Source organism: Nocardia donostiensis, from assembly GCF_002081715.1.
Lineage (GTDB): Bacteria > Actinomycetota > Actinomycetes > Mycobacteriales > Mycobacteriaceae > Nocardia > Nocardia donostiensis.
This window is the reverse complement of the sequence record NZ_MUKP01000002.1, coordinates 213,493-235,258: the sequence shown is the minus strand read 5'-3', so window position 1 is coordinate 235,258 and position 21,766 is coordinate 213,493. Positions and strand designations below refer to the sequence as shown.

Here is a 21,766-nt window from a genome sequence, read left to right as displayed (position 1 = left end):
CCTTTTCCGCCGAAATGTTGATCACGTTTTGAAGGCTACCCACTCTCGGTTCCGGCAACCCACGCAGCACCACGACCGCGGCACCGAGCCGAGGGTCGCGATTGCCCGGCAGGGTGGTGACCACCGGCAGACTACACTGCCGCGTTGTGTCCACGCAGACCTTCACCCGCCCCGCAAGCCCCATGATCGCCCCGTCCATCCTCTCCGCCGATTTCGCCTACCTCGCCGACGAGGCGCGGGCCGTGTCGAGCGCCGACTGGTTGCACGTCGACGTGATGGATGCGCATTTCGTGCCGAACCTGACGCTCGGGCTTCCCGTGGTGCAGAGCCTGCTGAAGGCCACCGATATCCCGCTGGACTGCCATCTGATGATCGAGGACCCGGGCAGGTGGGCGCCCCCCTACGCCGAAGCAGGCGCCCACAACGTGACCTTCCACGCAGAGGCCACCGATGATCCTGTCGCGGTGGCCCGCGATATCCGCGCCGCGGGCGCCAAGGCCGGGCTCTCGGTGAAACCGAACACACCGATCGAGCCGTACCTGGAGATCCTGCGCGATTTCGACACCCTGCTGGTGATGAGTGTGGAGCCCGGTTTCGGCGGCCAATCCTTCATCCCGCACGTGCTGGACAAAGCGCGGACAGTGCGGCGACTGGTCGATTCCGGGGAACTGCGGCTGATCGTGGAAATCGACGGCGGAATCAACAACGACACCATCGAGGCCGCGGCCGAGGCGGGTATCGACTGCTTCGTCGCCGGCTCGGCTGTCTACAACACCACCGACCCCGGCGCGACGGTCGAAGCGCTGCGGCAGCAGGCGGCGAAGGCCCGAACCCACTGACACCCGTCCTGCGCCTGCGAGCTCACCGCCCAGGGGTTCTCGACGCACCGGCATCCCGGGCGGCATCGACGACGAAGCTTTGCGGCGGCCGGTCCGCGGTGGTCTGCGGGCTCTGCACCCAGGTGCGGTAACCGGTGCGTTCGTCCTCAGGGGAGGGCAGCACGATCTGACTGCCCCCGCAGGCAACCGTCGTGTAGAGCCGGAACAACTCCGCCGCCGCGGTCACGCTGATGCTGTCGGGCTGGGTGGGACCGGTGAGGAACGTCCAGCGCCGCGCCCTGGGATGAGCCACGACCGGCCCGGCGATACCCGCGAGCCGCAGCCGCTGGCGCACCTGCTCACCGAGCTCCGTGGGCATCGTGACAGCCCCACATCGAGCGCCGACATAGAGCAGAATGTGACGCGACGTGGGATCGATAACGGCGGGGAGCTGGAATTCGCGGCGGTAACGCAGGCAGCGATCCTCGAGCGTGGAATCGACGAATGTTGTCAACGGGCACCGCCCGCAGCGCGGGTGCGGATGTGGTCGCCGTCGCGCTGCCCGGGGCCGGGCGGAACAATGCGGCGCTGCGCCGCGCCCGAATCCGTCACATGCGTGTCGTTCATGAATTCAGCCACGGTGTTCGGCTTCCTCGAGTAGTGAACTTGCCAGGAAACTGCTGAAACATGCTGGTCGAACTGCCCCCCGTCGATCGCAGTACCCGCCCCCACAGCGGTTATGCCGAACCCTCACCATACTGTGAAGTGCTGTGTTATCGGTGCGCTGACGCGCACAATGTGCTCCGCGTCGCGCTCTGTCGGAGCCTCGTTACGCTGGGCGGAGATGACGGCTGCTGGGAATACCTCTCCCGGTTCGCGCTGTTGATCACCGGAAGGTATGAGGGAAACGGAGTAGGGCATGTTCACAGGCATCGTCGAGGAGCTGGGTGAGATCGTCGCCACCGAGCAACTGGCGGACTCGGCACGGTTCACCATCCGGGGCAAGCTGGTGACCTCCGATGCCGGGCACGGTGATTCGATCGCCGTCAACGGTGTTTGCCTGACCGTGGTCGACGTCGTCGACGGCGATACATTCACTGTCGACGTGATGGGTGAAACCCTCGCCCGCTCCAGCATCGGCGGACTCGGCCCGGGCGCGAAGGTCAACCTGGAACGCGCCGCCGCCGTCAACAGCAGGCTCGGCGGCCATATCGTGCAGGGACATGTCGACGGCACCGGCACCGTCCTCTCCCGCACCCCGTCGCAGAACTGGGAGGTCGTGCGCATCTCGCTGCCCGGCCCCGTCGCCAAATATGTCGTGGAAAAAGGTTCGATCACCGTCGACGGCATCTCCCTCACCGTCTCCGCTCTCGGCCGCACGGAAACCCCCGCCGCCGACGGCGCCGCCGACTGGTTCGAAGTTTCCCTGATCCCCACCACCCTCTCGCTCACCAACCTCGGCGCCACCGCCCCCGGCACCAAGGTCAACCTCGAGGTGGACGTCATCGCCAAATACGTCGAACGCCTCCACCAGCGCGGATGAGCACCCCGAGCCGCTCCGGCCCCACACCGGAGCGCTGCACCCCAGGCCCGTGGGACTCTCCGAGCACCCCCAACCCCGCCCGGACGAGTCTTACGAGCCCCGGAACGCGAGCCACAAGGGGCCGCGAACCCGCCGCGCGCCAGCGCGGCAAATCCAACACAGTAGTGTGAGTGGGCACCTTATGGGAGATGGAGCACAGCAGACGTGACCAGGTTCGACACCATCGAGCGCGCAGTCGCCGATATCGCGGCCGGTAAGCCGGTCGTCGTCGTCGACGACGAGGATCGGGAGAACGAGGGCGACCTCATCTTCGCGGCGGAGAAGGCCACTCCGGAGTTGATGGCTTTTATGATCCGCTACACCTCCGGCTACATCTGTGTGCCGTTGACCGGTGCCGATTGTGATCGGCTTGGTTTGCCGCCGATGTATGCGTTGAATCAGGACAAACACGGGACCGCGTACACGGTGTCGGTGGATGCCAGGGAGGGCATTTCGACCGGTATCTCGGGCGCGGATCGGGCGCGGACGATTCGTTTGCTGGCTGATGCGGATGCGAAGGCCGATGATTTCACCCGGCCTGGGCATGTGGTGCCGTTGCGCGCGAAGGACGGCGGGGTGTTGCGCAGGCCGGGGCATACCGAGGCGGCGGTGGATTTGGCGCGGATGGCCGGTTTGCGGCCTGCCGGGGTGATCTGCGAAATCGTCAGCCAGAAGGATGACGGGCATATGGCTCGCACCGATGAGCTGCGGGTTTTCGCCGATGAGCATGAGCTGGCGCTGATTTCGATCGCGGATATGATCGCGTGGCGTCGTAAACACGAAAAGCATGTGGTGCGGGTCGCGGAGGCGCGGATCCCCACTGTGCACGGCGAGTTCACCGCGGTCGGGTATCAGAGCATTTACGACGAGGTCGAGCATGTGGCGCTGGTGCGCGGCGATATTCTCGACGGCGATGATGTGCTGGTGCGGGTGCATTCGGAATGCTTGACCGGTGACGTGTTCGGTTCGTTGCGTTGTGACTGCGGTCCGCAGTTGGATGCGGCGCTGGAGATGGTGGCCCGGGAGGGTCGCGGCGTTGTGCTGTATATGCGTGGGCACGAGGGCCGTGGCATCGGTTTGATGCACAAGCTGCAGGCGTATCAGTTGCAGGATTCCGGTCATGACACCGTGGATGCGAATATCGAGCTGGGGTTGCCCGCCGATGCTCGTGATTACGGGACGGGTGCGCAGATTCTGGTCGATCTCGGTATTCGTTCGATGCGGCTGCTCACCAATAATCCGGCGAAACGGGTCGGGTTGGATGGTTACGGGCTGCGGATCACCGAGCGGGTGCCGATGCCGGTGCGGGCCAATGCCGAGAATCTGCGTTATCTGCGGACCAAACGTGACCGGATGGGTCACGACCTGGTCGGTTTGGATGATCTGGATCTGGGCGAGACCGCACAGTGATGTCGATTCGGGAAAGAGGCTGAGAACCGATGAGCGGTACCGGGGTACCGAGTTTCGCGCTCGAGGATGCCAAGGAACTCGCGTTGGGCATCGTCGCGTCGCGCTGGCATACCGAGATCTGTGACACGTTGGTCGCGAACGCCGAACGCGTCGCCAAGGAGGCGGGGGTTCGTCAGGTGACGGTGGTGCGGTGCGCCGGTGCGATGGAGTTGCCGGTGGTGGCTCAGGAGTTGGCGCGCACTCATGACGCCGTGGTGGCGTTGGGGGTGGTGATTCGGGGTGACACTCCGCATTTCGACTATGTGTGTGATGCGGTGACTGCGGGGTTGACGCGGGTGTCGCTGGATGAGCGGACACCGGTCGCCAATGGTGTGTTGACCACCAACAACGAAAAGCAGGCGCTGGACCGGGCGGGTTTGCCGGGTTCGGCCGAGGACAAGGGCGAGCAGGCGTGCGCGGCCGCGTTGGATGCGGCGTTGACCTTGCGTACGTTGCGCGCGTCGAAGTAAAGATGCCTGTCGTCCGGATCTGGCGTAGGAATGAGCCGGCGGGTGCCGCCGGTGCGGTGGTCGGTCGGCCGGAATGGGATCTGGAGGTCCGTCCGCGCCGGGCTCGCCGTACTGCTGTGGTGGTTGCGGTGCTGTTGGTGGTGGTGTTCACCACGCTTGGTGTTTTTTTGCGCACCGGGTACACCGGGGTGAATTTCCGGGTGGCCGACCAGTTCGCGATGGCGGGAATCGGTGTGCTAGGAGCCGCCGCGGTGCTGTTGTTGACGCGGCCGCGGGTGCGGGTGGGTCCGCGCGGGGTTGTGGTGCGTAATGTGCTGGGCGACAACGAGTTCGGCTGGCAGCATATTCGCGGCGTGTCGTTCCCGGATCGTAAGTCGTGGGCGCGGCTCGAATTGGTCGGCGACGAGTATGTGCCGATGCTGGCGATCCGTGCCAACGACAAGGAGTATGCGGCGGCCGCGTTGCAACGGTTGCGGGAGTTGGGTGCGAAGTACAGCGAAGCGGGTCGGTGACGCCGCGTTTCAGCGAGTGTCGCCGAGTACTTCGCCCTCGCGGCGCGGGTCGGCGCCGCCGATCCATCCCGCGTCCCCGTCGCGTTGCAGGGTACTCAGTCCGCTGGACTGCGGTGCGACCGACACTTGATGGCCGAGTTCGCGTAATCGCTGTACCAGCGGGTCGTGGGCTCCGTCGTCGCGGGGGTTTATCGATGGATGTTCACCGCCGACGCCGGTGACGGGCGTGTTGGCCGCACCGAACGCTACCGCCGAGACCGCCTGCTGGGGGTCGAGCCCCCAATCCAACATCCCGACCAGTGTTTTCACCACGAACTGGATGATCACCGAGCCGCCGGGGGAACCGGTGACATGGGTGAGCGCGCCACGCTCGCCGTCGGGGCCGCGGTCGAACACCAGGGTCGGGCTCATCGAGCTGCGGGGACGTTTTCCGGGTTCCACGCGGTTCGCGACGGGCAGCCCGTCCGCACCGAGCGGGTCGGCGGCGAAATCGGTGAGCTGGTTGTTGAGCAGAAAACCGTCGACCATGTGGAACGAGCCGAAAGCGGATTCGACGGTGGTGGTCATAGCGGCCGCGTTGCCGTGGGAGTCGACGATCGAGATATGGCTGGTGCCGTGCTCGGGAGGTTGCGGTCCTACGCCGACGGGGACGGGGCCGAAATCGCCGGGTTGCGCCGTGCCCATACTGCTTTCCGGATCGATGAGTTTCGCGCGCTGGGACAGGTAGCCGTCATCGAGCAGGGTCTGCGCCGAATTGCCTGGCAGTGGTACGAAATCGGTATCGGCGACGTATTTGTCGCGGTCGGCGTAGGCCAGACGTTCGGCCTCGGAGATCAGGTGCACCGCCTCGGCTGTCGGTTTCCCGCCGTTGCGGTCGACGTCGTGCGGGCCGATCGCGGCGAGGTCGAAGTTCTCCAGGATGCCCAGCGTCGCGGCCACGGTGATCCCGCCCGACGACGGTGCTGGCATACCGCAGATCTCGTGTTCGCGGTAACCGGTGCACAATGCGGTCCGTGTCTTCGGCTGGTAGCCGGCGAGGTCTTCGGTGGTGATCAGGCTCGGGGTGCGGTCGCCGGTCTGCGACGTCGCGACTGCCACTATGTCGCGGGCGATGGGGCCGGTGTAGAAGGCGTCCGCGCCGTCGGCGGCGATGGAGTTCAACGTTTTCGACATCGCCGGATTGGTCAGCATCGTGCCCGCAGGCTTCGCCGAGCCGTCCGGTTCCAGGAAATAGTCCGCCGCGGCGGGGTCGCGGGCAAGGTCACCGGCGGATGCGGCGATCTGGCTCGCCAGCCGCGGGCTGATCTGGAAACCTTGGTCGGCCAGTGACACCGCCGGTTCGAACAGGTCCCGCCACGCGGTCTCGCCGTGCTCGCGATGGGCCGACTCCAGCATGCGCAGTACGCCGGGCACGCCGATCGACCGACCGCTGGCACGGGCATTGGGTTTCGGTTCACTGCGGTCGGTGTCGCTGATCCAGCGCAGATAGTTCTGGGTGGCTGCCGCGGGCGCGGTCTCGCGACCGTCGTAGGCGGTGACGGCGCCGTCACCGGCATCGTAATACAGCAGGAAGGCGCCGCCGCCGATACCGGAGGCCTGCGGTTCCACCAGACCCAGCACGGTCTGGGCGGTGATCAGCGCGTCGGCGGCGGTACCACCGTCGCGCAGCACCCCGCAAGCGGCCCGGGTGGCCAACGGATTGGCGGTGGACACCGCGTAGCTCGCCGTGCGCACCGCCGTCATATCGCTGCGGTAGCCGGTCGCGATCTCGGGATTGGTGGCGAGGTTCTGCGTTGTCGGCGAGCTCGTGCCCGGCGCTGCGGTGGTGGCGACCGGGGTGCCGTTGGGCACGCTCACACATGCGTCCGCCCGATCGGTTTCGCTGGAACATCCGCTCGTCACTCCGGCGATCAGCGCCAGCGCCAGCGCCGCCCCACCCCAGATCCGTCGCGCTCGCTTCATAGGCGGACTGTAACCGCAGCCACCGACACCCGACACGGTTTTCGTCGCGCCCCGGCCCTGCCCAGGCTGTCGGTGCCGCTCGATAGGCTGGTTTCGTGGCAGATCCCGCGACGTACCGGCCGAAGCCGGGCACGATTCCCGTCGAACCCGGTGTCTACAAATTCCGCGACGGGTACGGCCGAGTCATCTACGTCGGCAAGGCCAAGAGCCTACGCGCCCGGTTGAACTCCTACTTCGCCGATATCGCGTCCCTGCACCCGCGGACCAGGCAGATGGTGACCACCGCGGCGAGTGTCGAGTGGACGGTGGTGTCCACCGAGGTCGAGGCGCTGCAGCTGGAATACAACTGGATCAAAGAGTTCGATCCGCGGTTCAACGTGCGTTACCGCGACGACAAATCCTATCCGGTGCTGGCCGTCACCCTGAACGAGGAGTATCCGCGTCTGTTCGTCTACCGCGGGGCACGCAAGAAAGGCGTCCGCTATTTCGGCCCGTACGCGCATGCGTGGGCCATCAGGGAAACGCTGGACCTGCTGCTGCGAGTGTTCCCGGCGCGCACTTGTTCCAGCGGCGTATTCAAACGGCACAGCCAGATCGGGCGTCCCTGCCTGCTCGGTTACATCGACAAATGCTCCGCGCCGTGTGTGGGCCGGGTGGATGCCGTCGAGCATCGGCGCATCGTGGACGACTTCTGCGATTTCCTCGCCGGACGCACCGACCGGATGGTGCGTGATCTGGAGAAGCGGATGCATGCCGCCGCCGAGGAGCTGGACTTCGAAACCGCCGCCCGGCTGCGCGACGATGTGCAGGCGCTGCGCCGCGCCCTGGAGAAACAGGCGGTGGTGCTCGGCACCGGCACCGATGCCGACGTCATCGCCTTCGCCGCCGACGAGCTCGAGGTCGCGGTACAGATCTTCCACGTCCGCGACGGGCGGGTGCGTGGCCAACGCGGCTGGGTGGTCGACAAATCCGGCGACGCCGTCGACGTCCCGGAAGCCGGCGGTGAACTGGCCGCGCTGGTCGAACAGTTCCTGCCCCAGTTCTACGGCGAACAGGTGGCGGTGGCCCAGCAGAGCGCAGGCGAACAACCCGCCGCCGTGGTACCGCGCGAAGTGTTGGTGCCCGCGCTGCCCGCCGACAGCGAAGAACTGCAGGAGTGGCTGACGCGGTTGCGCGGGTCCGCCGTGCAGCTGCGCGTACCGCAGCGCGGGGACAAGAAAGCGCTCGCCGAAACCGTGCAGCGCAATGCGCACGAAGCGCTGGCCCAGCACAAGCTGCGCCGCGCGGGCGACCTGACCTCCCGGTCGGCCGCCCTGCAGGATATCCAGGACGCACTCGACCTGGACACCGCGCCGTTGCGTATCGAATGCGTCGATATCAGCCATGTACAGGGCACCGATGTGGTGGCATCCCTGGTGGTGTTCGAGGACGGGTTGCCGCGCAAATCCGAATACCGTCACTACGCGATCCGGGAGGCGGCCGGCGAAGGCCGCTCCGATGACGTCGCCAGCATCGCGGAGGTGACCAGGCGCCGATTCATCCGGTTACGCCGCGACCGCGACGCCGCCGAACGCGCGGAACTCGACACCGCGGAGACCTCCGGCGGGCACACGATCACCGGGAGTGTCACAGACACCGGCACTGCCGATAGTGCGCGCGACCATGCGACCGTCCCTGGCCTCGCCGAGGAAGAGACCGGTCCGGCGGATCCGGGCATCGGTTCGGGTGGGCTGCTCGACACCGACGCCGAACTCACCTCCCGGCCCGGTATAGACCCGCAGACCGGCCGCCCACGAAAATTCGCCTACCCGCCCAACTTGTACGTGGTCGACGGCGGCGCACCGCAGGTCGCGGCGGCCGCCGAGGTGCTCGACGAGCTGGGTATCACCGACGTGGCAGTGATCGGCCTGGCCAAACGCCTCGAAGAAGTATGGGTGCCGGGCGAACCGGACCCGGTGATCATGCCACGCACCAGCGAAGCGCTGTATCTGCTGCAGCGGGTGCGCGACGAGGCACACCGTTTCGCAATCACCTTCCACCGCAGCAAACGCTCGCGCCGGATGACCGCATCCGCTCTGGACTCGGTGCGCGGGCTGGGCACGGCACGACGAACCGCGCTGGTCACGCACTTCGGTTCGGTGGCCCGAATCAAAGAAGCGACGGTGGAGGAGATCACCGAGGTACCCGGTATCGGCCGGGCAACCGCCGAAGCGGTGCTGGCCGCGCTGCACGGAAGTTAGGGGCGGGCTATGCCCGGCGACGCCCATCGGGGTGCGTCGCGTACGTTGTGTCTGCGCCGGATAGCAGTACCGGTGCGGGATGATCGAAAGGCAGCCTAGACACAGATCCGGTGGTACATGACACGCGTCGAATCGAACAACAGTGCGGCAAACATGGGGGACCGAGCCAGACAGCTCGGCGCTCGGGTGGAAGTCGTCATGGTCACCGGGCTATCCGGTGCGGGACGCGGTACCGCCGCCCGGGTGCTGGAAGATCTCGGCTGGTACGTCACAGACAACCTGCCTCCAGAGCTGATCGGGCGGATGGTCGAACTGGGCGCCTCGGCGGACCCGCCGATCCGGCGGCTGGCCATCGTGATGGACGTGCGCAGCCGGTTCTTCACCGGTGACCTGTCCGTCGTCACCGAACAGTTGCGGGCGCGCGGCGTGCCCACCCGGGTGCTGTTCCTGGAAGCCTCCGACGATGTGCTGATCCGCCGCTTCGGTTTCGCCCGCCGCCGCCATCCGCTGCAGAGCGAAAGCGACGACGGCACCCTGTCGGCGGGTATCGCCGCCGAACGGGTCCGGCTCTCGACGGTGAAAGCCGCGGCCGACGTCGTCATCGACACCACCGAACTGTCGATCCACCAGCTGCACCGCAAACTGGAAGAGGTCTACGGCGGCGGCGCGCCCGCCGCGCTGCAACTGACGGTGCAATCGTTCGGATTCAAGTACGGTGTCCCGCTGGACGCGGACATGGTGTTGGATGTGCGTTTCCTGCCCAATCCGCATTGGGTGCCCGAACTCCGGCAGCACACCGGGCAGGAGACCGTGGTCAGTGAGTACGTGCTGTCCCGACCGGGTGCCGAGGATTTCCTGCGCACCTGCCACCACCTGCTCGACCTGACCACGAACGGTTACCGCCAAGAGGGGAAGCGATACATGACGGTCGCAGTGGGCTGCACCGGTGGTCGGCACCGCAGCGTGGCGATCGCCGAGGCGCTGGGCCAACTGATGGGCGACGGCATCGAAACCGACAGCGATGCTCCGGTCGACGTGGTGCGGGTGGTGCACCGGGATCTGGGGCGCGAATGACGGGCTGGGAGGCCAACCCCGCCATTGTCGCCCTCGGCGGCGGGCACGGCCTGTACGCGACGCTGAGCGCGGTACGCCGATTGACGAGGAAGATCTGCGCGGTGGTCACGGTCGCCGACGACGGCGGTTCCTCGGGCAGGCTACGCGCCGAACTGGGCGTGCCGCCGCCGGGCGATCTGCGGATGGCACTTGCGGCGCTGGCCGCCGAATCCGACGGCGTATGGACCCGCACCGTGCAGCACCGGTTCGGCGGGACGGGGGCACTGGCCGGTCATTCGGTCGGCAACCTGATCCTGGCCGGGCTCACCGAGGTGCTGGGCGACCCGGTGGCCGCCCTGGACCAGATGGGGACAATGCTCGGGGTGACCGGGCGGGTGCTGCCCATGTCGTCCATCGCCCTCGACATCGAGGCCGATGTCTCCGGACTGGAAGCCGACCCCCGCGTGAGTCGCTGTATCCGCGGCCAAGTGGCTGTGGCCACAACGCCGGGCAAGGTGCGGCGGGTGCGGTTGATCCCATCGGACCCGCCCGCCTGCCCCGCAGCCACCTCGGCCATCGAACACGCCGACGTGATCGTGCTCGGCCCCGGATCATGGTTCACCAGTGTGATACCGCACGTGCTGGTGCCGGAACTGCGCGACGCACTGGTGTACACCAGGGCGCGAAAAGTGCTGGTGCTCAACCTCGCCGCCGAACCCGGGGAGACAGCCGGATTCTCCGCGGAACGGCACCTGCATGTATTGTCCCAGCACGCACCGGATTTCGCGGTCGACGATGTACTGGTCGACGCGGGATGCGTGCGCGAGGGCCGGGAACGCGAACATGTGGCAAGGGCTGCCGAACAGTTGCGGGCACGAGTAGTCTTTTCCGATGTCGCCGACGCGGGAACGGACCGGCATCATCCCGGGAAACTTGCCGCCGCACTGGATCAACTGATCCGGGAACCTCGGCCGCAAATGTCAGGGCTTCGAGTCGAGGGACGGCACATGGGTCAGGATGTGCGGTCCGGGTTGGGTGGAAAGGAGCGCGTCTCGTGGCGATGACAGCCGAAGTGAAGGACGAGCTGAGCAGACTCGCCGTAACACAGGTGAGCGCGCGCAAGGCGGAGCTGTCCGCCTTGCTGCGGTTCGCCGGAGGCCTGCACATCGTCGGTGGGCGAGTGATCGTCGAAGCCGAAGTGGACATGGGCTCCATCGCGCGCAGGCTGCGCCGCGAAATCTTCGAACTCTACGGTTACGGTTCGGATGTACATGTGCTCGGCGCGGGTGGGCTACGCAAAACCTCCCGCTACGTGGTACGAGTCTCCAAGGAAGGCGAGGCACTGGCCCGCCAGACCGGGCTGCTCGATGTGCGAGGCCGGCCGGTACGCGGACTGCCCGCCCAAGTCGTCGGCGGCAGCATCGGCGACGCCGAAGCCGCATGGCGCGGAGCGTTCCTCGCCCACGGTTCACTCACCGAACCCGGCCGCTCCTCAGCACTCGAAGTCAGCTGCCCAGGACCCGAAGCAGCGCTGGCTCTGGTCGGGGCGGCCCGCAGACTCGGCATCTCCGCCAAAGCCCGCGAAGTACGCGGCACCGACCGAGTCGTAGTCCGCGACGGCGAAGCCATCGGCGCGCTACTCACCAGAATGGGCGCCCAAGACACCCGACTGACCTGGGAAGAACGCCGAATGCGGCGCGAAGTGCGCGCCACCGCCAACCGACTGGCCAATTTCGACGACGCCAACCTGCGCCGCTCAGCTCGCGCCGCCGTCGCCGCAGCCGCCCGAGTGGAACGCGCCCTGGAACTACTCGGCGACGATGTACCCGCCCACCTGGCCGCGGCAGGCAAATTGCGCGTCCAACACCGGCAAGCATCCCTGGAAGAACTCGGCCAGCTCGCCGATCCACCAATGACCAAAGACGCTGTAGCGGGCCGTATCCGACGACTGCTGTCGATGGCAGACCGGCGCGCCAAGGAACTCGGGGTGCCCGATACCGAATCGGCAGTCACCGCAGAGCTGCTCGACGAGGCTTGAGTTTATGGTCGCGCCTCCGGCGCGACGGGGTTTGCGGCCCCTTTGTGGCTCGCGTTTCAGCCCTCGCGACTCGCGCTTTCGGCGCATGCGCTGCGAGGGTTGAAACGCGAGCCGGGCCGCAAACCGGAGGGGGCTGGGAGTGGGGAACGGGCCGCGGTTCAGGAGCTCCAAGGAGTGCGGCGCGGGGGCTGCGAGAGCGGAACCGTGAGCTGGGCCGCAAAACGGGTGAGCATTTCCGCGATTCGCCAGGTCTCGGGTCGGTGCAGCGGTATCGGAACAGCGCCTCGCGGCGAGTGTGCTGACAGCGGTCGTAGCCGGTACGGGGGCGCTTCCGGTGCGATGCCGGGTTTGCCTGAAATCGCATCGGCTGTCCGGTGGTGAGCGTGCCGGGCTCGGGTATATCGGAATCGCCCTTCGTATGGTGCTGCGCTGCCCGGGCTCGGAGGGTACCCATCGGGGCGAGCCGCATGCCGGTGAGGTGAGGGCCGGGCACTACTGTAAACAGACATCGGAACAAATCCGTTTGAAAGCTGAGGAGCGATATCGTGACTGTCCGGGTAGGCATCAACGGCTTCGGTCGTATCGGCCGTAACTTCTTCAGGGCGGTCGAAGCGCAGAAGGCGCTCGGCACCACCGACATCGAGATCGTCGCGGTCAACGACCTCACCGACAACGCGACCCTGGCCACGCTGCTGAAATACGACTCGATCCTGGGCAGGCTGCCCAAGGAGGTGTCGCTCGACGGCGAGGACACCATCGTGGTCGGCGACCAGCGGATCAAGGCGCTGGCCATCAAGGAAGGCCCCGCCGCGCTGCCGTGGGGCGACCTGGGTGTCGACGTCGTCGTCGAATCGACCGGCATCTTCACCGACGCCACCAAGGCCAAGGGCCACCTGGCCGCCGGCGCCAAGAAGGTCATCATCTCGGCCCCCGCCAAGGGCGAGGACCTGACCGTGGTGATGGGCGTCAACGACAGCGCCTACGACGGCAGCCAGAACATCATCTCCAACGCGTCCTGCACCACCAACTGCCTCGGCCCGCTGGCCAAGGTGCTGCACGACGAGTTCGGCATCGTCAAGGGCTTGATGACCACCATCCACGCCTACACGCAGGATCAGAACCTGCAGGACGGCCCGCACAAAGACCTGCGTCGCGCCCGCGCCGCCGCGGTGAACATCGTGCCGACCAGCACCGGTGCGGCCAAGGCCATCGGCCTGGTGCTGCCCGAACTCAACGGCAAGCTCGACGGCTACTCGCTGCGGGTGCCGATTCCCACCGGCTCGATCACCGACTTGACCGCGGACCTCGAGAAGAAGGCCACGGTCGACGAGATCAACGCCGCGTTCAAGGCAGCCGCCGAGGGTCCGCTGAAGGGCATCCTGAAGTACAGCGTCGACCCGATCGTCTCCAGCGATATCGTCACCGATCCACACTCCTCGATCTACGATGCGCCGCTGACCAAGGTCATCGACGACCAGGTGAAGGTCTACTCCTGGTACGACAACGAGTGGGGTTACTCCAACCGCCTCGCCGACCTCATCGGCCTCGTCGCCAAGTCGCTCTAGGAACCGGCGACAGTGACTGTCAAAACTCTGCAAGATCTGCTGGCCGACGGGGTCGCAGGCCGGGGCGTGCTGGTGCGCTCCGACCTCAACGTCCCCCTCGACAACGGCGTCATCACCGACCCCGGCCGCATCATCGCCTCGGCGCCCACGATCCGGGCACTCGCCGAGGCAGGCGCCAAGGTCGTGGTCACCGCGCATCTGGGCCGCCCGAAGGGCGAACCGGATCCGGCCCTGTCGCTGGCGCCGGTCGCGGACCGGCTCGGCGAGGAACTGGGCCGCAACGTCCAGCTGGCCGGTGATGTGGTCGGCCAGGACGCCCTCGCCCGATCCGAAGGCCTCACCGACGGTGATGTGCTCCTGCTGGAGAACATCCGCTTCGATCCGCGCGAAACCAGCAAAGACGACGCGCAGCGGGCAAAACTGGCTGTCGCGCTGGTGGAACTGGTCGGTGACGACGGCGCGTTCGTCTCCGATGGCTTCGGTGTGGTGCACCGCAAGCAGGCCTCGGTCTATGACGTGGCGAAGCTGCTGCCGCATTACGCGGGCACCCTCGTCGCCGCCGAGGTCGATGTGTTGGCCAAGCTGACCGAGAACACCGAACGTCCCTACGCGGTGGTGCTCGGCGGCTCCAAGGTGTCGGACAAGCTGGCCGTGATCGAGGCGCTGGCCCCGAAGGTCGACACCCTGGTCATCGGTGGTGGCATGTGCTTCACCTTCCTTGCCGCGCAGGGGCTTTCGGTGGGTTCGTCGCTGCTGCAGGAAGAGATGATCGACACCTGCACACAGCTGCTCGAACGCTACGCCGATGTCATCCATCTGCCTCGCGATATCGTGGCGGCCGCCGCGTTCGGCGCCGACGCGGAGGCGAAGATCGTCCCGGCCAACGAGATTCCCGACGGTTGGATGGGACTGGACATCGGGCCGGAATCGGTGGACCGCTTCGCCGCATTGCTCACCGAGGCACGCACCGTGTTCTGGAACGGTCCGATGGGCGTGTTCGAGTTCGAGAAGTTCGCCGCGGGCACCCGTGGTGTCGCCGAGGCGATCGTGACCGCCACCGGTAAGGGTGCGTTCACCGTTGTCGGCGGTGGCGACTCCGCGGCCGCGGTGCGGGCACTTGGGTTGCCGGAGGACGGTTTCTCGCATATCTCCACCGGTGGCGGTGCGTCGCTGGAGTACCTGGAGGGCAAGGAACTTCCCGGTATCAGCGTGCTGGACGAGACGGAGGAAACGTAGATGGCCAGGAAACCGCTCATCGCGGGCAACTGGAAGATGAACCTCAACCATCTCGAGGCCATCGCCCTGGTGCAGAAGATCGCGTTCGCCTTGCCGGACAAGTACTTCGACGCCGTCGATGTCACGGTCATCCCGCCGTTCACCGATATCCGCAGCGTGCAAACGCTGGTGGAAGGCGACAAACTGCGCATCACCTATGGTGCGCAGGATGTTTCGGTGTACGAGGCGGGCGCCTACACCGGCGAGGTCAGCGCCTCCATGCTGGCCAAGCTGGGCTGTTCGTTCGCGGTGGTGGGGCATTCGGAACGACGCCAGTACCACAACGAGGACGACGCCACGGTGCTGGCCAAGGCCAAACAAGCGCTGAAGAACGAGATCACCCCCATCGTGTGCATCGGTGAGGGACTCAACGTCCGGGACGCGGGCACGCATGTCGAGTACAACCTCGAACAGTTGCGTGGTTCGCTCAAAGGGCTGACGGCCGAGCAGATCGCGCAGGTCGTCATCGCCTACGAGCCGGTGTGGGCGATCGGCACCGGCAAGGTCGCCACCCCTGCCGACGCCCAAGAGGTGTGCGGCGCCATCCGCGGCGAGCTGGCCCAGCTGGCCTCGCCGGAGGTGGCCGGGGAGGTACGGGTGCTCTACGGCGGTTCGGTGAACGCCAAGAACGTCGGTGAACTCATCGCGCAACCCGATATCGATGGCGCCCTCGTCGGCGGCGCGTCACTCAAGGGTGACGAGTTCGCCACCCTGTCGGCGATCGCGGCGGGCGGGCCACTGCCCTGACCCTGGCGAGCCGACCGCTCGAACGGGATATCGACACGATGCCCGGCAGCGCGATTCGTAACCGCGCTGCCGGGCATCTGCCGTTTCGTGTGCGGCATTCGCCCTGCGTAGTTTCTGAGTCGATCTGCTGGTGTCGGGGCGCACCTTCACGACTTATCCGCCGAGTCGCAGTTCTCCGATGCGCTGCCATGGGGCGCCGCGGTGCAAGGCCGGGACGAACGCCGCGATCAGCACTGGTTTCGCCTGAGGGCCGGAGATGAGCTGCCGAACAAGTATGAACAGGGCCAGCGAAGGCAACCAACGCCGAGGATCTGCCGCAGAACGAGTTCGCGAACTCGGATGAGCAAGGGTTTCGTCGAGGTCACCTCGGCGAAGGTGAGCGGAGCGTCCCGGGACAATTGAGGAGGGGCCGCCTCGCCAGGGTTGCCCTCATTGCGCGCGCAACTCGAGGCCATACCCGTTCGCGTTACGCAGGGTGAGGGTGTCGGATTCGATGGTGGCTCGCACCGTGCCGTCGAGCGCGCGGAGCACCGCCTGCTCGACCTCCATCACCTCCGGCGGGCACATCGTCTCGGTGGTGGCGACACGGAAGGCGATCTCGGTGCCGTCGGAGGTCTCGGTGACCGTGGCCTGTCCGGTGATGTCGTTGCAGCCGGTCGAACCGGAGAGCGCGCCGTCCTCGGCGATGGTGAGGGTGGGTTTCGATTCCTCGATGGTCCGGGAGCGGATATGCGCGTCGGGGGTGAGCAGGGCGTTGACCGTCCAGGTTGTGCCGCGTAGCGGGCGGTCCGGATTCACCACACGCTGATCCAGCATGGTGACGGTCGACTCGTCGTTGCGCAGGATCAGGGTGCTGTCGTCGAGTTCCCACGACGGCGTGGAACTCAGCAGGCCGACGAGCCATTCGTCGGCGTGCCTGCGCTCGCCCGGACATCCCATCAGGGTGCCCGCCAGATCCGATACCGCGACCTTGTGGTCGGCGAGTTCGACCGAACCGGAATGGGTGTTGCAGCCGGCCGAGCCGGAGATCCGGTCGTCCCGGAAGGTGAGTTTCAATGGGCCACCGCCGGGAATGGGTGGCCCCTGCACCTCGGTGGAGACGAAGGTGCGCCCCATCGGCGTCGCGGGTTCCTCGCCCTTTTCCCCGGAATCCTCAGTGCAAGCGGTCCCCACGGCGAGAGTCACCGCAGCGAGTGTGATCGCCAGGACCGGACCCCACCGCAGCCAGTTCGCCGACATACGGCCGATCCTACCGATGCAGGGCACCCGCCCGCTGGAACGGCGGAGAACGACACTCTCGACGAGCCGCCGCCCGGACACTCTCGGCCGGAGGGAGGGCACCCGAGCCCGACTATGCTCTGATTGGTGACCACGACAGCACCGTCCACCTGGGCGCCGCTGCGGTCGCGGGTCTACCGGGCGCTGTGGATCGCGCAGCTGGTGTCGAACCTGGGCACCTGGATGCAGACGGTCGGAGCACAGTGGGTCCTGGTGGACGAACCGAATGCGGCGGCGCTGGTCGCGTTCGTACAGACCGCGACGACGCTGCCGGTGATGCTGCTGTCCATTCCGTCGGGAGTGATCGCCGACCTGGTCGACCGGCGCCGGTTGCTGCTCGGCGCCCAGTCGGCGATGGCGCTGGTGGCCGCGGTGCTCGCGGTAACGACCGCGACCGGGCGGACCACGCCCGCGGTGCTGCTGGCGCTGCTGTTCCTGCTCGGTTGCGGGCAGGCCCTCACCGCCCCCGCCTGGCAGGCGATCCAGCCCGAACTGGTGCCGCGGGAACAGATCCCCTCCGTCGCCGCGCTGGGCAGTATGAACATGAATATCGGCCGCGCGGTCGGTCCTGCCGTCGCGGGTGTTCTGGTCTCGCTGTCCGGGCCGACGCTGGTGTTCGCTCTCAACGCGCTGTCGTTCGGCGGGATAGTGGCCGCGCTGACACTGTGGCGCAGGCCTGCGGTGGCTCGGTCGCTGCCCAGCGAACGGCCGCTGGCCGCGTTGCAGGCCGGTACCCGCTTCATCCGCGCCGCGCCCGCGATCCGGCGTGTGCTGCTGCGGTCGATCCTGTTCATCGCGCCGGGCAGTGCGCTGTGGGCGCTGCTGCCGGTTGTCGCGCGTGACGAACTCGGTCTCGGTTCCTCCGGTTACGGGTTGATGCTCGGCGCGCTGGGCGTCGGCGCGGTACTCGGCGCGCTCTTCCTGGCGCGGCTGCGCTCTCTGTTGACGCCCACCCAGCAGTTGGCCGTCGCCGCCGTGCTGTTCGGCGTGGCTACCACCGGCTCCGCGCTGCTGGACCAGGTAGCGCTGGTGTTGGGGCTGCTGGTGGCGGCCGGGCTGGCCTGGCTGCTCGCGTTGTCGACGATGAACTCGACCATGCAGTTGCTGTTGCCCGCGTGGGTGCGGGCGCGCGGTTTGTCGGTGTACATGCTGGTGTTCATGGGTGGGCAAGCGCTCGGCTCGTTGCTGTGGGGACTGGTCGCGGGCGCGTTCGGGGTGGTCACGACACTGCTGGCGGCTGCGGTACTGCTGGGTTGCTGCGCGCTCAGCACGGTGTGGCTGCCGATCCGGCACGACGCCGAGGTGTTGGATCTGACCCCGTCGGCGTTCTGGCCGGAACCGCAGCTGGTGGTGGAGCCCGACCCCGATGACGGACCGGTCATGGTGTTGCGTGCCTACGAGGTGCCGCCGGAAGACCTGCCCGACTTCTTGTCCGCGATGGCCTATGTGGGCCGGTCCAGGCAACGCACCGGCGCTATGGAGTGGCGGCTCTACCGCGATGTGGGCGAGGTCGATCGCTATGTGGAGTCGTTCGTGGTGCGTTCCTGGTCGGAGCATATGCAGCAGCATCAGGTGCGGTTGACCGCGCAGGACCGGATCAGGGAGCGTGCGGTCGCCGGATACGCTCGCAGCCCGGAATCGGCCACGCATCTGGTGTCGATGCCGGTGCGCCAGCTCCGGGCCATGCGCTGATCCGTGCCCGCCCCGGGTCGCCCGAGCCGGACTGGCCCCGGTCTGCGTCGGGTACTCGGCCCCGGCGGGCGATTCGGCTACTGCGCGCGGTGGCGCATACACTGTCGGCCATGCGGATGTTCCTGGATATCCTCCTGATCATCACCAGCGTGCTGCTGGTGCTGCTGGTGCTGCTGCACCGGGCCAAGGGTGGAGGTCTGTCCAGCCTGTTCGGTGGTGGGGTGCAGTCCAGCCTGTCCGGTTCGACGGTCGCCGAAAAGAACCTCGACCGCGTCACCATCTTCGTCGGCCTGATCTGGTTGATCGCCATCCTGGGCATCGGCTTGGAGATCAAGTTCGCCTGATCGACTCGCAGGCCGGGTCAGTTGCGTGGCACCCGCCCGTCCACATCGGTGAAACCGTAGACGTCGGCGAGGTCGGCCACCCGCCACGCGCGGCCCGTGCGCTCGAGCCGGCTGGAGTCGGTGGCCAGCGCCACCACAGCGCGGCCGGGGAAGCGGGGTGTTTCCGCGCAGGTCAGGTCGAAGGTGCCCTCACCGGGCAGCGTCACCTGACGCCTGCCCTGCTCGTCGGCGGGGATCAGCTGCAGTAGTTCGGTGTCGACGATGCCGGGCCACAGCGAAACGACCGTCACCCCGGTGTCGGCGAGGTCGTGCGCCATATCCGCGGTCAGCCGATCCAGCGCTGTTTTCGCGACCCCGTATACCGCGTTGTGCATATAGCGTTCGGCTCCGGGCGAGGAGATATTGACGATCAGCCCGCCGGATTCCCGTAGCAACGGGGCCGCGAACACACTCGCCGCGTAATGGGAGCGGACGCCGACATCGAACGTCTCATCCCACGCCGCCGGCGGCACCTCCCAGAACGGTTTGCCCAGCCAGCGGGCCGCGGCGGGAGAGTTGTAGACGTTGTTCACCAACACATCGAGCCTGCCGTGCTCACTGCGGACCAGATCGAACAACCGCTCGGTCGCATCGTCATCACGGTGGTCGCAGACGAACGGCACGCCGGTACCACCGAGTTCGTCGATCGCGGCCGCCGTCTCGTGCACGGTGCCGGGCAGTCGTGCCGGGGTCGCCGACCGTCCGGTGACATACACCGTGGCCCCGGCCGCACCCAGCTCTACCGCAATGCCCTTGCCGATACCGCGGCTGGCTCCGGTGACGACCGCGACCCGGCTTTCGAGTTGTTTGGGTATTCCGCTCACGGTCCGGGAACATTACCGTGAAACTGAAACGCGTTCTATATTTTCGGGAGGTTGCCGGTGGAACCGACACATCGCTTCGTGACGGTCGACAGGACCCGTCTGCATATCGCGGAGCAGGGCAGCGGTGTTCCCGTGATCTTCTGTCACGGTTTCCCGCACACCTGGTTCGTCTGGCATCGCCAGCTCGCGGCAGTGGCGGCCGCCGGCTATCACGCGATCGCGCCGGACCTGCGTGGCGCAGGCCGCACCGACACCCCGGACGAGGTGGACGCGTTCACCAACCAGGCGGTGATCGGTGATCTGCTCGCCCTGCTCGACGATATCGGCGCAGAACAGGCGGTGTTCGTCGGCGTCGATTTCGGGGCCGCGCTGCTGTGGGAGCTGGCGTTGCGCGAACCGCAGCGGGTGCGCGGGCTGGTGGTGCTGAACAATCCTTTCGTCCCGCGGCTGACCCGCCCGCCGTCGGGGCTGTGGGCGAAAATGGCCCAACAGCATTTCGTGCACCTGCACTACTTCCAGCAGCCCGGCGTCGCCGACGCCGAACTCGCGGCGCACCCGCGGGAATTCCTCGCCCGCGTGTACTACGCGCTCAGCGCCGACTACCACTACCTCGACACCTGGCAATTCCCACCCGGCAGCCGGTACCTGGAGGCGCTGCCCGAGGCGCCGCCGCTGCCATGGCCTTGGTTGTCGGTCGAAGAGTTCGACACACTCGCAGCAGACTTCGAGCGGACCGGGTTCACCGGCGGACTGAATTGGTATCGCGCACTGGACCGCAACTGGGAGCTGACCGCCGAATACGCCGGCGCCGCGCCCAAGGTCCCCGTCTATTTCCTGTACGGCGAGCACGACCCGGATATGGAAGGCTTCAGCGGCCGCGACCCGCTGGAGGTGATGCGTGCGCTGCTGCCGGATCTGCGTGCCGTGGAACGGGTCGCCGGAGCCGGGCATCTGGTCCAACTGGAACGCACCGCAGACGTCGACGACTTCCTGAAACGCAGCCTTGCCGACCTCGCCACGGACACCCGCTGACAGACACTCAGCGGTATTCGGCGGTCACATCGGGATACTCGGGCCAACGGGGCACCGGCTTGCGCTCCAGATAGGCGGTGAACCGGTCGAGCAGGAACTGCCAGCGCGGGCCGACGACGGCCGCCGCGCCCGCGTGGATACGCCGTCGCACGAGTTCCAGATTGGTTACCACCCCGACCTGGTCCAACCGCAGCTCCAGCGCAGCATCACCGATCTCGGCGACGAGTTCGTGCGGAGCGATACAGCGTTCGATGCGCAGCTCGATGGGCTCATGGAACGGTCCGTCGACCGGTTCGACGGACCGTTCGTTGCCGCTGCCGCTGATCGCACCGAGCCAGCACAGCAACTGCCGGGGTTCGGTACATGCCGCCCACACCTCGAGCACCGGCCGCCGGAACGACCGCAGATAATGCAGCGACACCAGGTCGCCTGCGCAGTCGTGCTCCGGCCGTACCTCACCCAGCGTCGACATCGTTGCCATCACCGCACCTCCTGCCGCAGGTATGCCCGTCATCGCCCACTGTATTTCCACCGTCGCATGCTCGAACCCGTACGCCGCCGATCGTCGAGATCGTGTCCTGTTGGTCCCACCGTCGTCGACGTCCAGCGGACCACAGATCGTTCGCGAATCAACCGGCACGCAGTACCAGAGGTGCCCCGGCAGAGTGAAAAGTCTTCACCGCGGGCGGCCAACAGGGGTGCGACCGGGCGGCTGAGGCCCGATGTACAACAAGACGACCTGCTCGGCGGTTCTGACGGGGAGCCGAGTCGTTTGGCAGCGGCCGACCGCGCTGTGGCAGTCGTGCGATGGATGGCGACGCCGGCGTGCCGGGCGAGGTGGGCCGG

Annotated in this window: 21 protein-coding genes; 15 read left to right on the top strand and 6 right to left on the bottom strand. The window is 67.0% G+C overall.

Features of this window, described 5'->3' with window-relative positions; all coding sequences use genetic code 11:
- The first annotated feature begins 182 nt into the window (after positions 1-182).
- Positions 183-839, top strand: a complete 657-nt coding sequence (rpe, locus tag B0T44_RS02565; RefSeq protein WP_077115071.1) for a ribulose-phosphate 3-epimerase — start codon at positions 183-185, stop codon at positions 837-839.
- Positions 840-861: 22 nt separating this feature from the next.
- Here the strand turns inward: rpe and B0T44_RS02560 are convergent, their stop codons facing one another.
- Together B0T44_RS02560 and B0T44_RS27780 are read right to left on the bottom strand one after the other, a co-directional pair.
- The gene (locus tag B0T44_RS02560) at positions 862-1,332 is read right to left on the bottom strand and encodes a hypothetical protein (RefSeq protein WP_077115070.1); all 471 of its coding nucleotides are present in this window, start codon (positions 1,330-1,332) and stop codon (positions 862-864) included.
- A complete protein-coding gene (locus tag B0T44_RS27780) occupies positions 1,329-1,457 on the bottom strand; it encodes a hypothetical protein (protein ID WP_254893648.1) in 129 nt (42 codons plus the stop codon). Before B0T44_RS27780 ends, B0T44_RS02560 begins: the two co-directional genes overlap by 4 nt.
- Before the next feature lie 280 nt (positions 1,458-1,737).
- On the opposite strand from B0T44_RS27780, the gene B0T44_RS02550 reads away from it, so the two are divergent.
- From B0T44_RS02550 to B0T44_RS02535, 4 genes are all read left to right on the top strand, one after another.
- On the top strand, positions 1,738-2,361 hold the full coding sequence (locus B0T44_RS02550; protein WP_077115068.1) for a riboflavin synthase: 624 nt from the start codon (positions 1,738-1,740) through the stop codon (positions 2,359-2,361).
- A gap of 204 nt (positions 2,362-2,565) precedes the next feature.
- Positions 2,566-3,810, top strand: a complete 1,245-nt coding sequence (locus B0T44_RS02545) for a bifunctional 3,4-dihydroxy-2-butanone-4-phosphate synthase/GTP cyclohydrolase II (protein ID WP_077115067.1) — start codon at positions 2,566-2,568, stop codon at positions 3,808-3,810.
- Between the two features lie 29 nt (positions 3,811-3,839).
- A complete protein-coding gene (ribH, locus tag B0T44_RS02540; RefSeq protein WP_077115066.1) occupies positions 3,840-4,319 on the top strand; it encodes a 6,7-dimethyl-8-ribityllumazine synthase in 480 nt (159 codons plus the stop codon).
- A gap of 2 nt (positions 4,320-4,321) precedes the next feature.
- Positions 4,322-4,831, top strand: coding sequence for a PH domain-containing protein (locus tag B0T44_RS02535; RefSeq protein WP_081511485.1), 510 nt, complete (start codon positions 4,322-4,324; stop codon positions 4,829-4,831).
- 9 nt (positions 4,832-4,840) lie between these two features.
- On the opposite strand, the gene ggt is transcribed toward B0T44_RS02535, so the two are convergent.
- A complete protein-coding gene (gene ggt / locus B0T44_RS02530) occupies positions 4,841-6,793 on the bottom strand; it encodes a gamma-glutamyltransferase (RefSeq protein ID WP_077115065.1) in 1,953 nt (650 codons plus the stop codon).
- 95 nt (positions 6,794-6,888) lie between these two features.
- Here ggt and uvrC point away from each other — a divergent pair, with 95 nt between their 5' ends.
- The 7 genes from uvrC to tpiA all read left to right on the top strand — a co-directional run bounded on the left by uvrC (position 6,889) and on the right by tpiA (position 15,711).
- Positions 6,889-9,033 carry an excinuclease ABC subunit UvrC gene (uvrC, locus tag B0T44_RS02525; RefSeq protein ID WP_077115064.1) on the top strand — a complete coding sequence of 715 codons (2,145 nt, stop codon included), beginning with the start codon at positions 6,889-6,891 and terminating at the stop codon, positions 9,031-9,033.
- A 153-nt stretch (positions 9,034-9,186) separates the two neighbouring features.
- A complete protein-coding gene (gene rapZ, locus B0T44_RS02520; protein WP_077115173.1) occupies positions 9,187-10,107 on the top strand; it encodes an RNase adapter RapZ in 921 nt (306 codons plus the stop codon).
- Positions 10,104-11,150 (top strand): gluconeogenesis factor YvcK family protein, encoded by a 1,047-nt coding sequence (locus tag B0T44_RS02515; RefSeq protein ID WP_077115063.1) that lies wholly within the window; start codon positions 10,104-10,106, stop codon positions 11,148-11,150. Before rapZ ends, B0T44_RS02515 begins: the two co-directional genes overlap by 4 nt.
- The gene (whiA, locus tag B0T44_RS02510) at positions 11,141-12,124 is read left to right on the top strand and encodes a DNA-binding protein WhiA (RefSeq protein WP_077115062.1); all 984 of its coding nucleotides are present in this window, start codon (positions 11,141-11,143) and stop codon (positions 12,122-12,124) included. The genes B0T44_RS02515 and whiA overlap by 10 nt, the downstream gene beginning before the upstream one ends.
- 545 nt (positions 12,125-12,669) lie before the next feature.
- A complete protein-coding gene (gene gap, locus B0T44_RS02505) occupies positions 12,670-13,689 on the top strand; it encodes a type I glyceraldehyde-3-phosphate dehydrogenase (RefSeq protein ID WP_077115061.1) in 1,020 nt (339 codons plus the stop codon).
- 12 nt (positions 13,690-13,701) lie between these two features.
- Positions 13,702-14,925 carry a phosphoglycerate kinase gene (locus tag B0T44_RS02500; protein ID WP_077115060.1) on the top strand — a complete coding sequence of 408 codons (1,224 nt, stop codon included), beginning with the start codon at positions 13,702-13,704 and terminating at the stop codon, positions 14,923-14,925.
- Positions 14,926-15,711: a triose-phosphate isomerase gene (tpiA, locus tag B0T44_RS02495; protein WP_077115059.1), complete on the top strand. Its 786-nt coding sequence runs from the start codon at positions 14,926-14,928 to the stop codon at positions 15,709-15,711.
- Between the two features lie 429 nt (positions 15,712-16,140).
- On the opposite strand, the gene B0T44_RS02490 is transcribed toward tpiA, so the two are convergent.
- Positions 16,141-16,950 carry an META domain-containing protein gene (locus B0T44_RS02490; RefSeq protein WP_077115058.1) on the bottom strand — a complete coding sequence of 270 codons (810 nt, stop codon included), beginning with the start codon at positions 16,948-16,950 and terminating at the stop codon, positions 16,141-16,143.
- Between the two features lie 126 nt (positions 16,951-17,076).
- Here B0T44_RS02490 and B0T44_RS02485 point away from each other — a divergent pair, with 126 nt between their 5' ends.
- Both B0T44_RS02485 and secG read left to right on the top strand, forming a co-directional pair.
- Positions 17,077-18,681, top strand: coding sequence for an MFS transporter (locus tag B0T44_RS02485; protein ID WP_245839165.1), 1,605 nt, complete (start codon positions 17,077-17,079; stop codon positions 18,679-18,681).
- Between the two features lie 110 nt (positions 18,682-18,791).
- Positions 18,792-19,025, top strand: coding sequence for a preprotein translocase subunit SecG (gene secG / locus B0T44_RS02480; RefSeq protein WP_077115172.1), 234 nt, complete (start codon positions 18,792-18,794; stop codon positions 19,023-19,025).
- Positions 19,026-19,042: 17 nt separating this feature from the next.
- Here the strand turns inward: secG and B0T44_RS02475 are convergent, their stop codons facing one another.
- Positions 19,043-19,888 (bottom strand): SDR family NAD(P)-dependent oxidoreductase, encoded by an 846-nt coding sequence (locus B0T44_RS02475; protein ID WP_077115056.1) that lies wholly within the window; start codon positions 19,886-19,888, stop codon positions 19,043-19,045.
- A gap of 78 nt (positions 19,889-19,966) precedes the next feature.
- On the opposite strand from B0T44_RS02475, the gene B0T44_RS02470 reads away from it, so the two are divergent.
- On the top strand, positions 19,967-20,920 hold the full coding sequence (locus tag B0T44_RS02470; protein WP_245839164.1) for an alpha/beta fold hydrolase: 954 nt from the start codon (positions 19,967-19,969) through the stop codon (positions 20,918-20,920).
- 7 nt (positions 20,921-20,927) lie between these two features.
- Here B0T44_RS02470 and B0T44_RS02465 read toward each other — a convergent pair whose 3' ends face one another.
- Positions 20,928-21,401 carry an SRPBCC family protein gene (locus tag B0T44_RS02465; RefSeq protein WP_077115171.1) on the bottom strand — a complete coding sequence of 158 codons (474 nt, stop codon included), beginning with the start codon at positions 21,399-21,401 and terminating at the stop codon, positions 20,928-20,930.
- Positions 21,402-21,766 lie beyond the last annotated feature (365 nt).

Bases quoted from the DNA above. Each gene is read 5' to 3' on its own strand.
- rpe (WP_077115071.1), top strand. From the start codon at position 183: ATGATCGCCCCGTCCATCCTCTCCGCCGATTTCGCCTACCTCGCCGAC.
- B0T44_RS02550 (WP_077115068.1), top strand. From the start codon at position 1,738: ATGTTCACAGGCATCGTCGAGGAGCTGGGTGAGATCGTCGCCACCGAG.
- ribH (WP_077115066.1), top strand. From the start codon at position 3,840: ATGAGCGGTACCGGGGTACCGAGTTTCGCGCTCGAGGATGCCAAGGAA.
- B0T44_RS02535 (WP_081511485.1), top strand. From the start codon at position 4,322: ATGCCTGTCGTCCGGATCTGGCGTAGGAATGAGCCGGCGGGTGCCGCC.
- ggt (WP_077115065.1), bottom strand. From the start codon at position 6,793: ATGAAGCGAGCGCGACGGATCTGGGGTGGGGCGGCGCTGGCGCTGGCG.
- rapZ (WP_077115173.1), top strand. From the start codon at position 9,187: ATGGGGGACCGAGCCAGACAGCTCGGCGCTCGGGTGGAAGTCGTCATG.
- B0T44_RS02515 (WP_077115063.1), top strand. From the start codon at position 10,104: ATGACGGGCTGGGAGGCCAACCCCGCCATTGTCGCCCTCGGCGGCGGG.
- tpiA (WP_077115059.1), top strand. From the start codon at position 14,926: ATGGCCAGGAAACCGCTCATCGCGGGCAACTGGAAGATGAACCTCAAC.
- B0T44_RS02490 (WP_077115058.1), bottom strand. From the start codon at position 16,950: ATGTCGGCGAACTGGCTGCGGTGGGGTCCGGTCCTGGCGATCACACTC.
- secG (WP_077115172.1), top strand. From the start codon at position 18,792: ATGCGGATGTTCCTGGATATCCTCCTGATCATCACCAGCGTGCTGCTG.
- B0T44_RS02465 (WP_077115171.1), bottom strand. From the start codon at position 21,401: ATGGCAACGATGTCGACGCTGGGTGAGGTACGGCCGGAGCACGACTGC.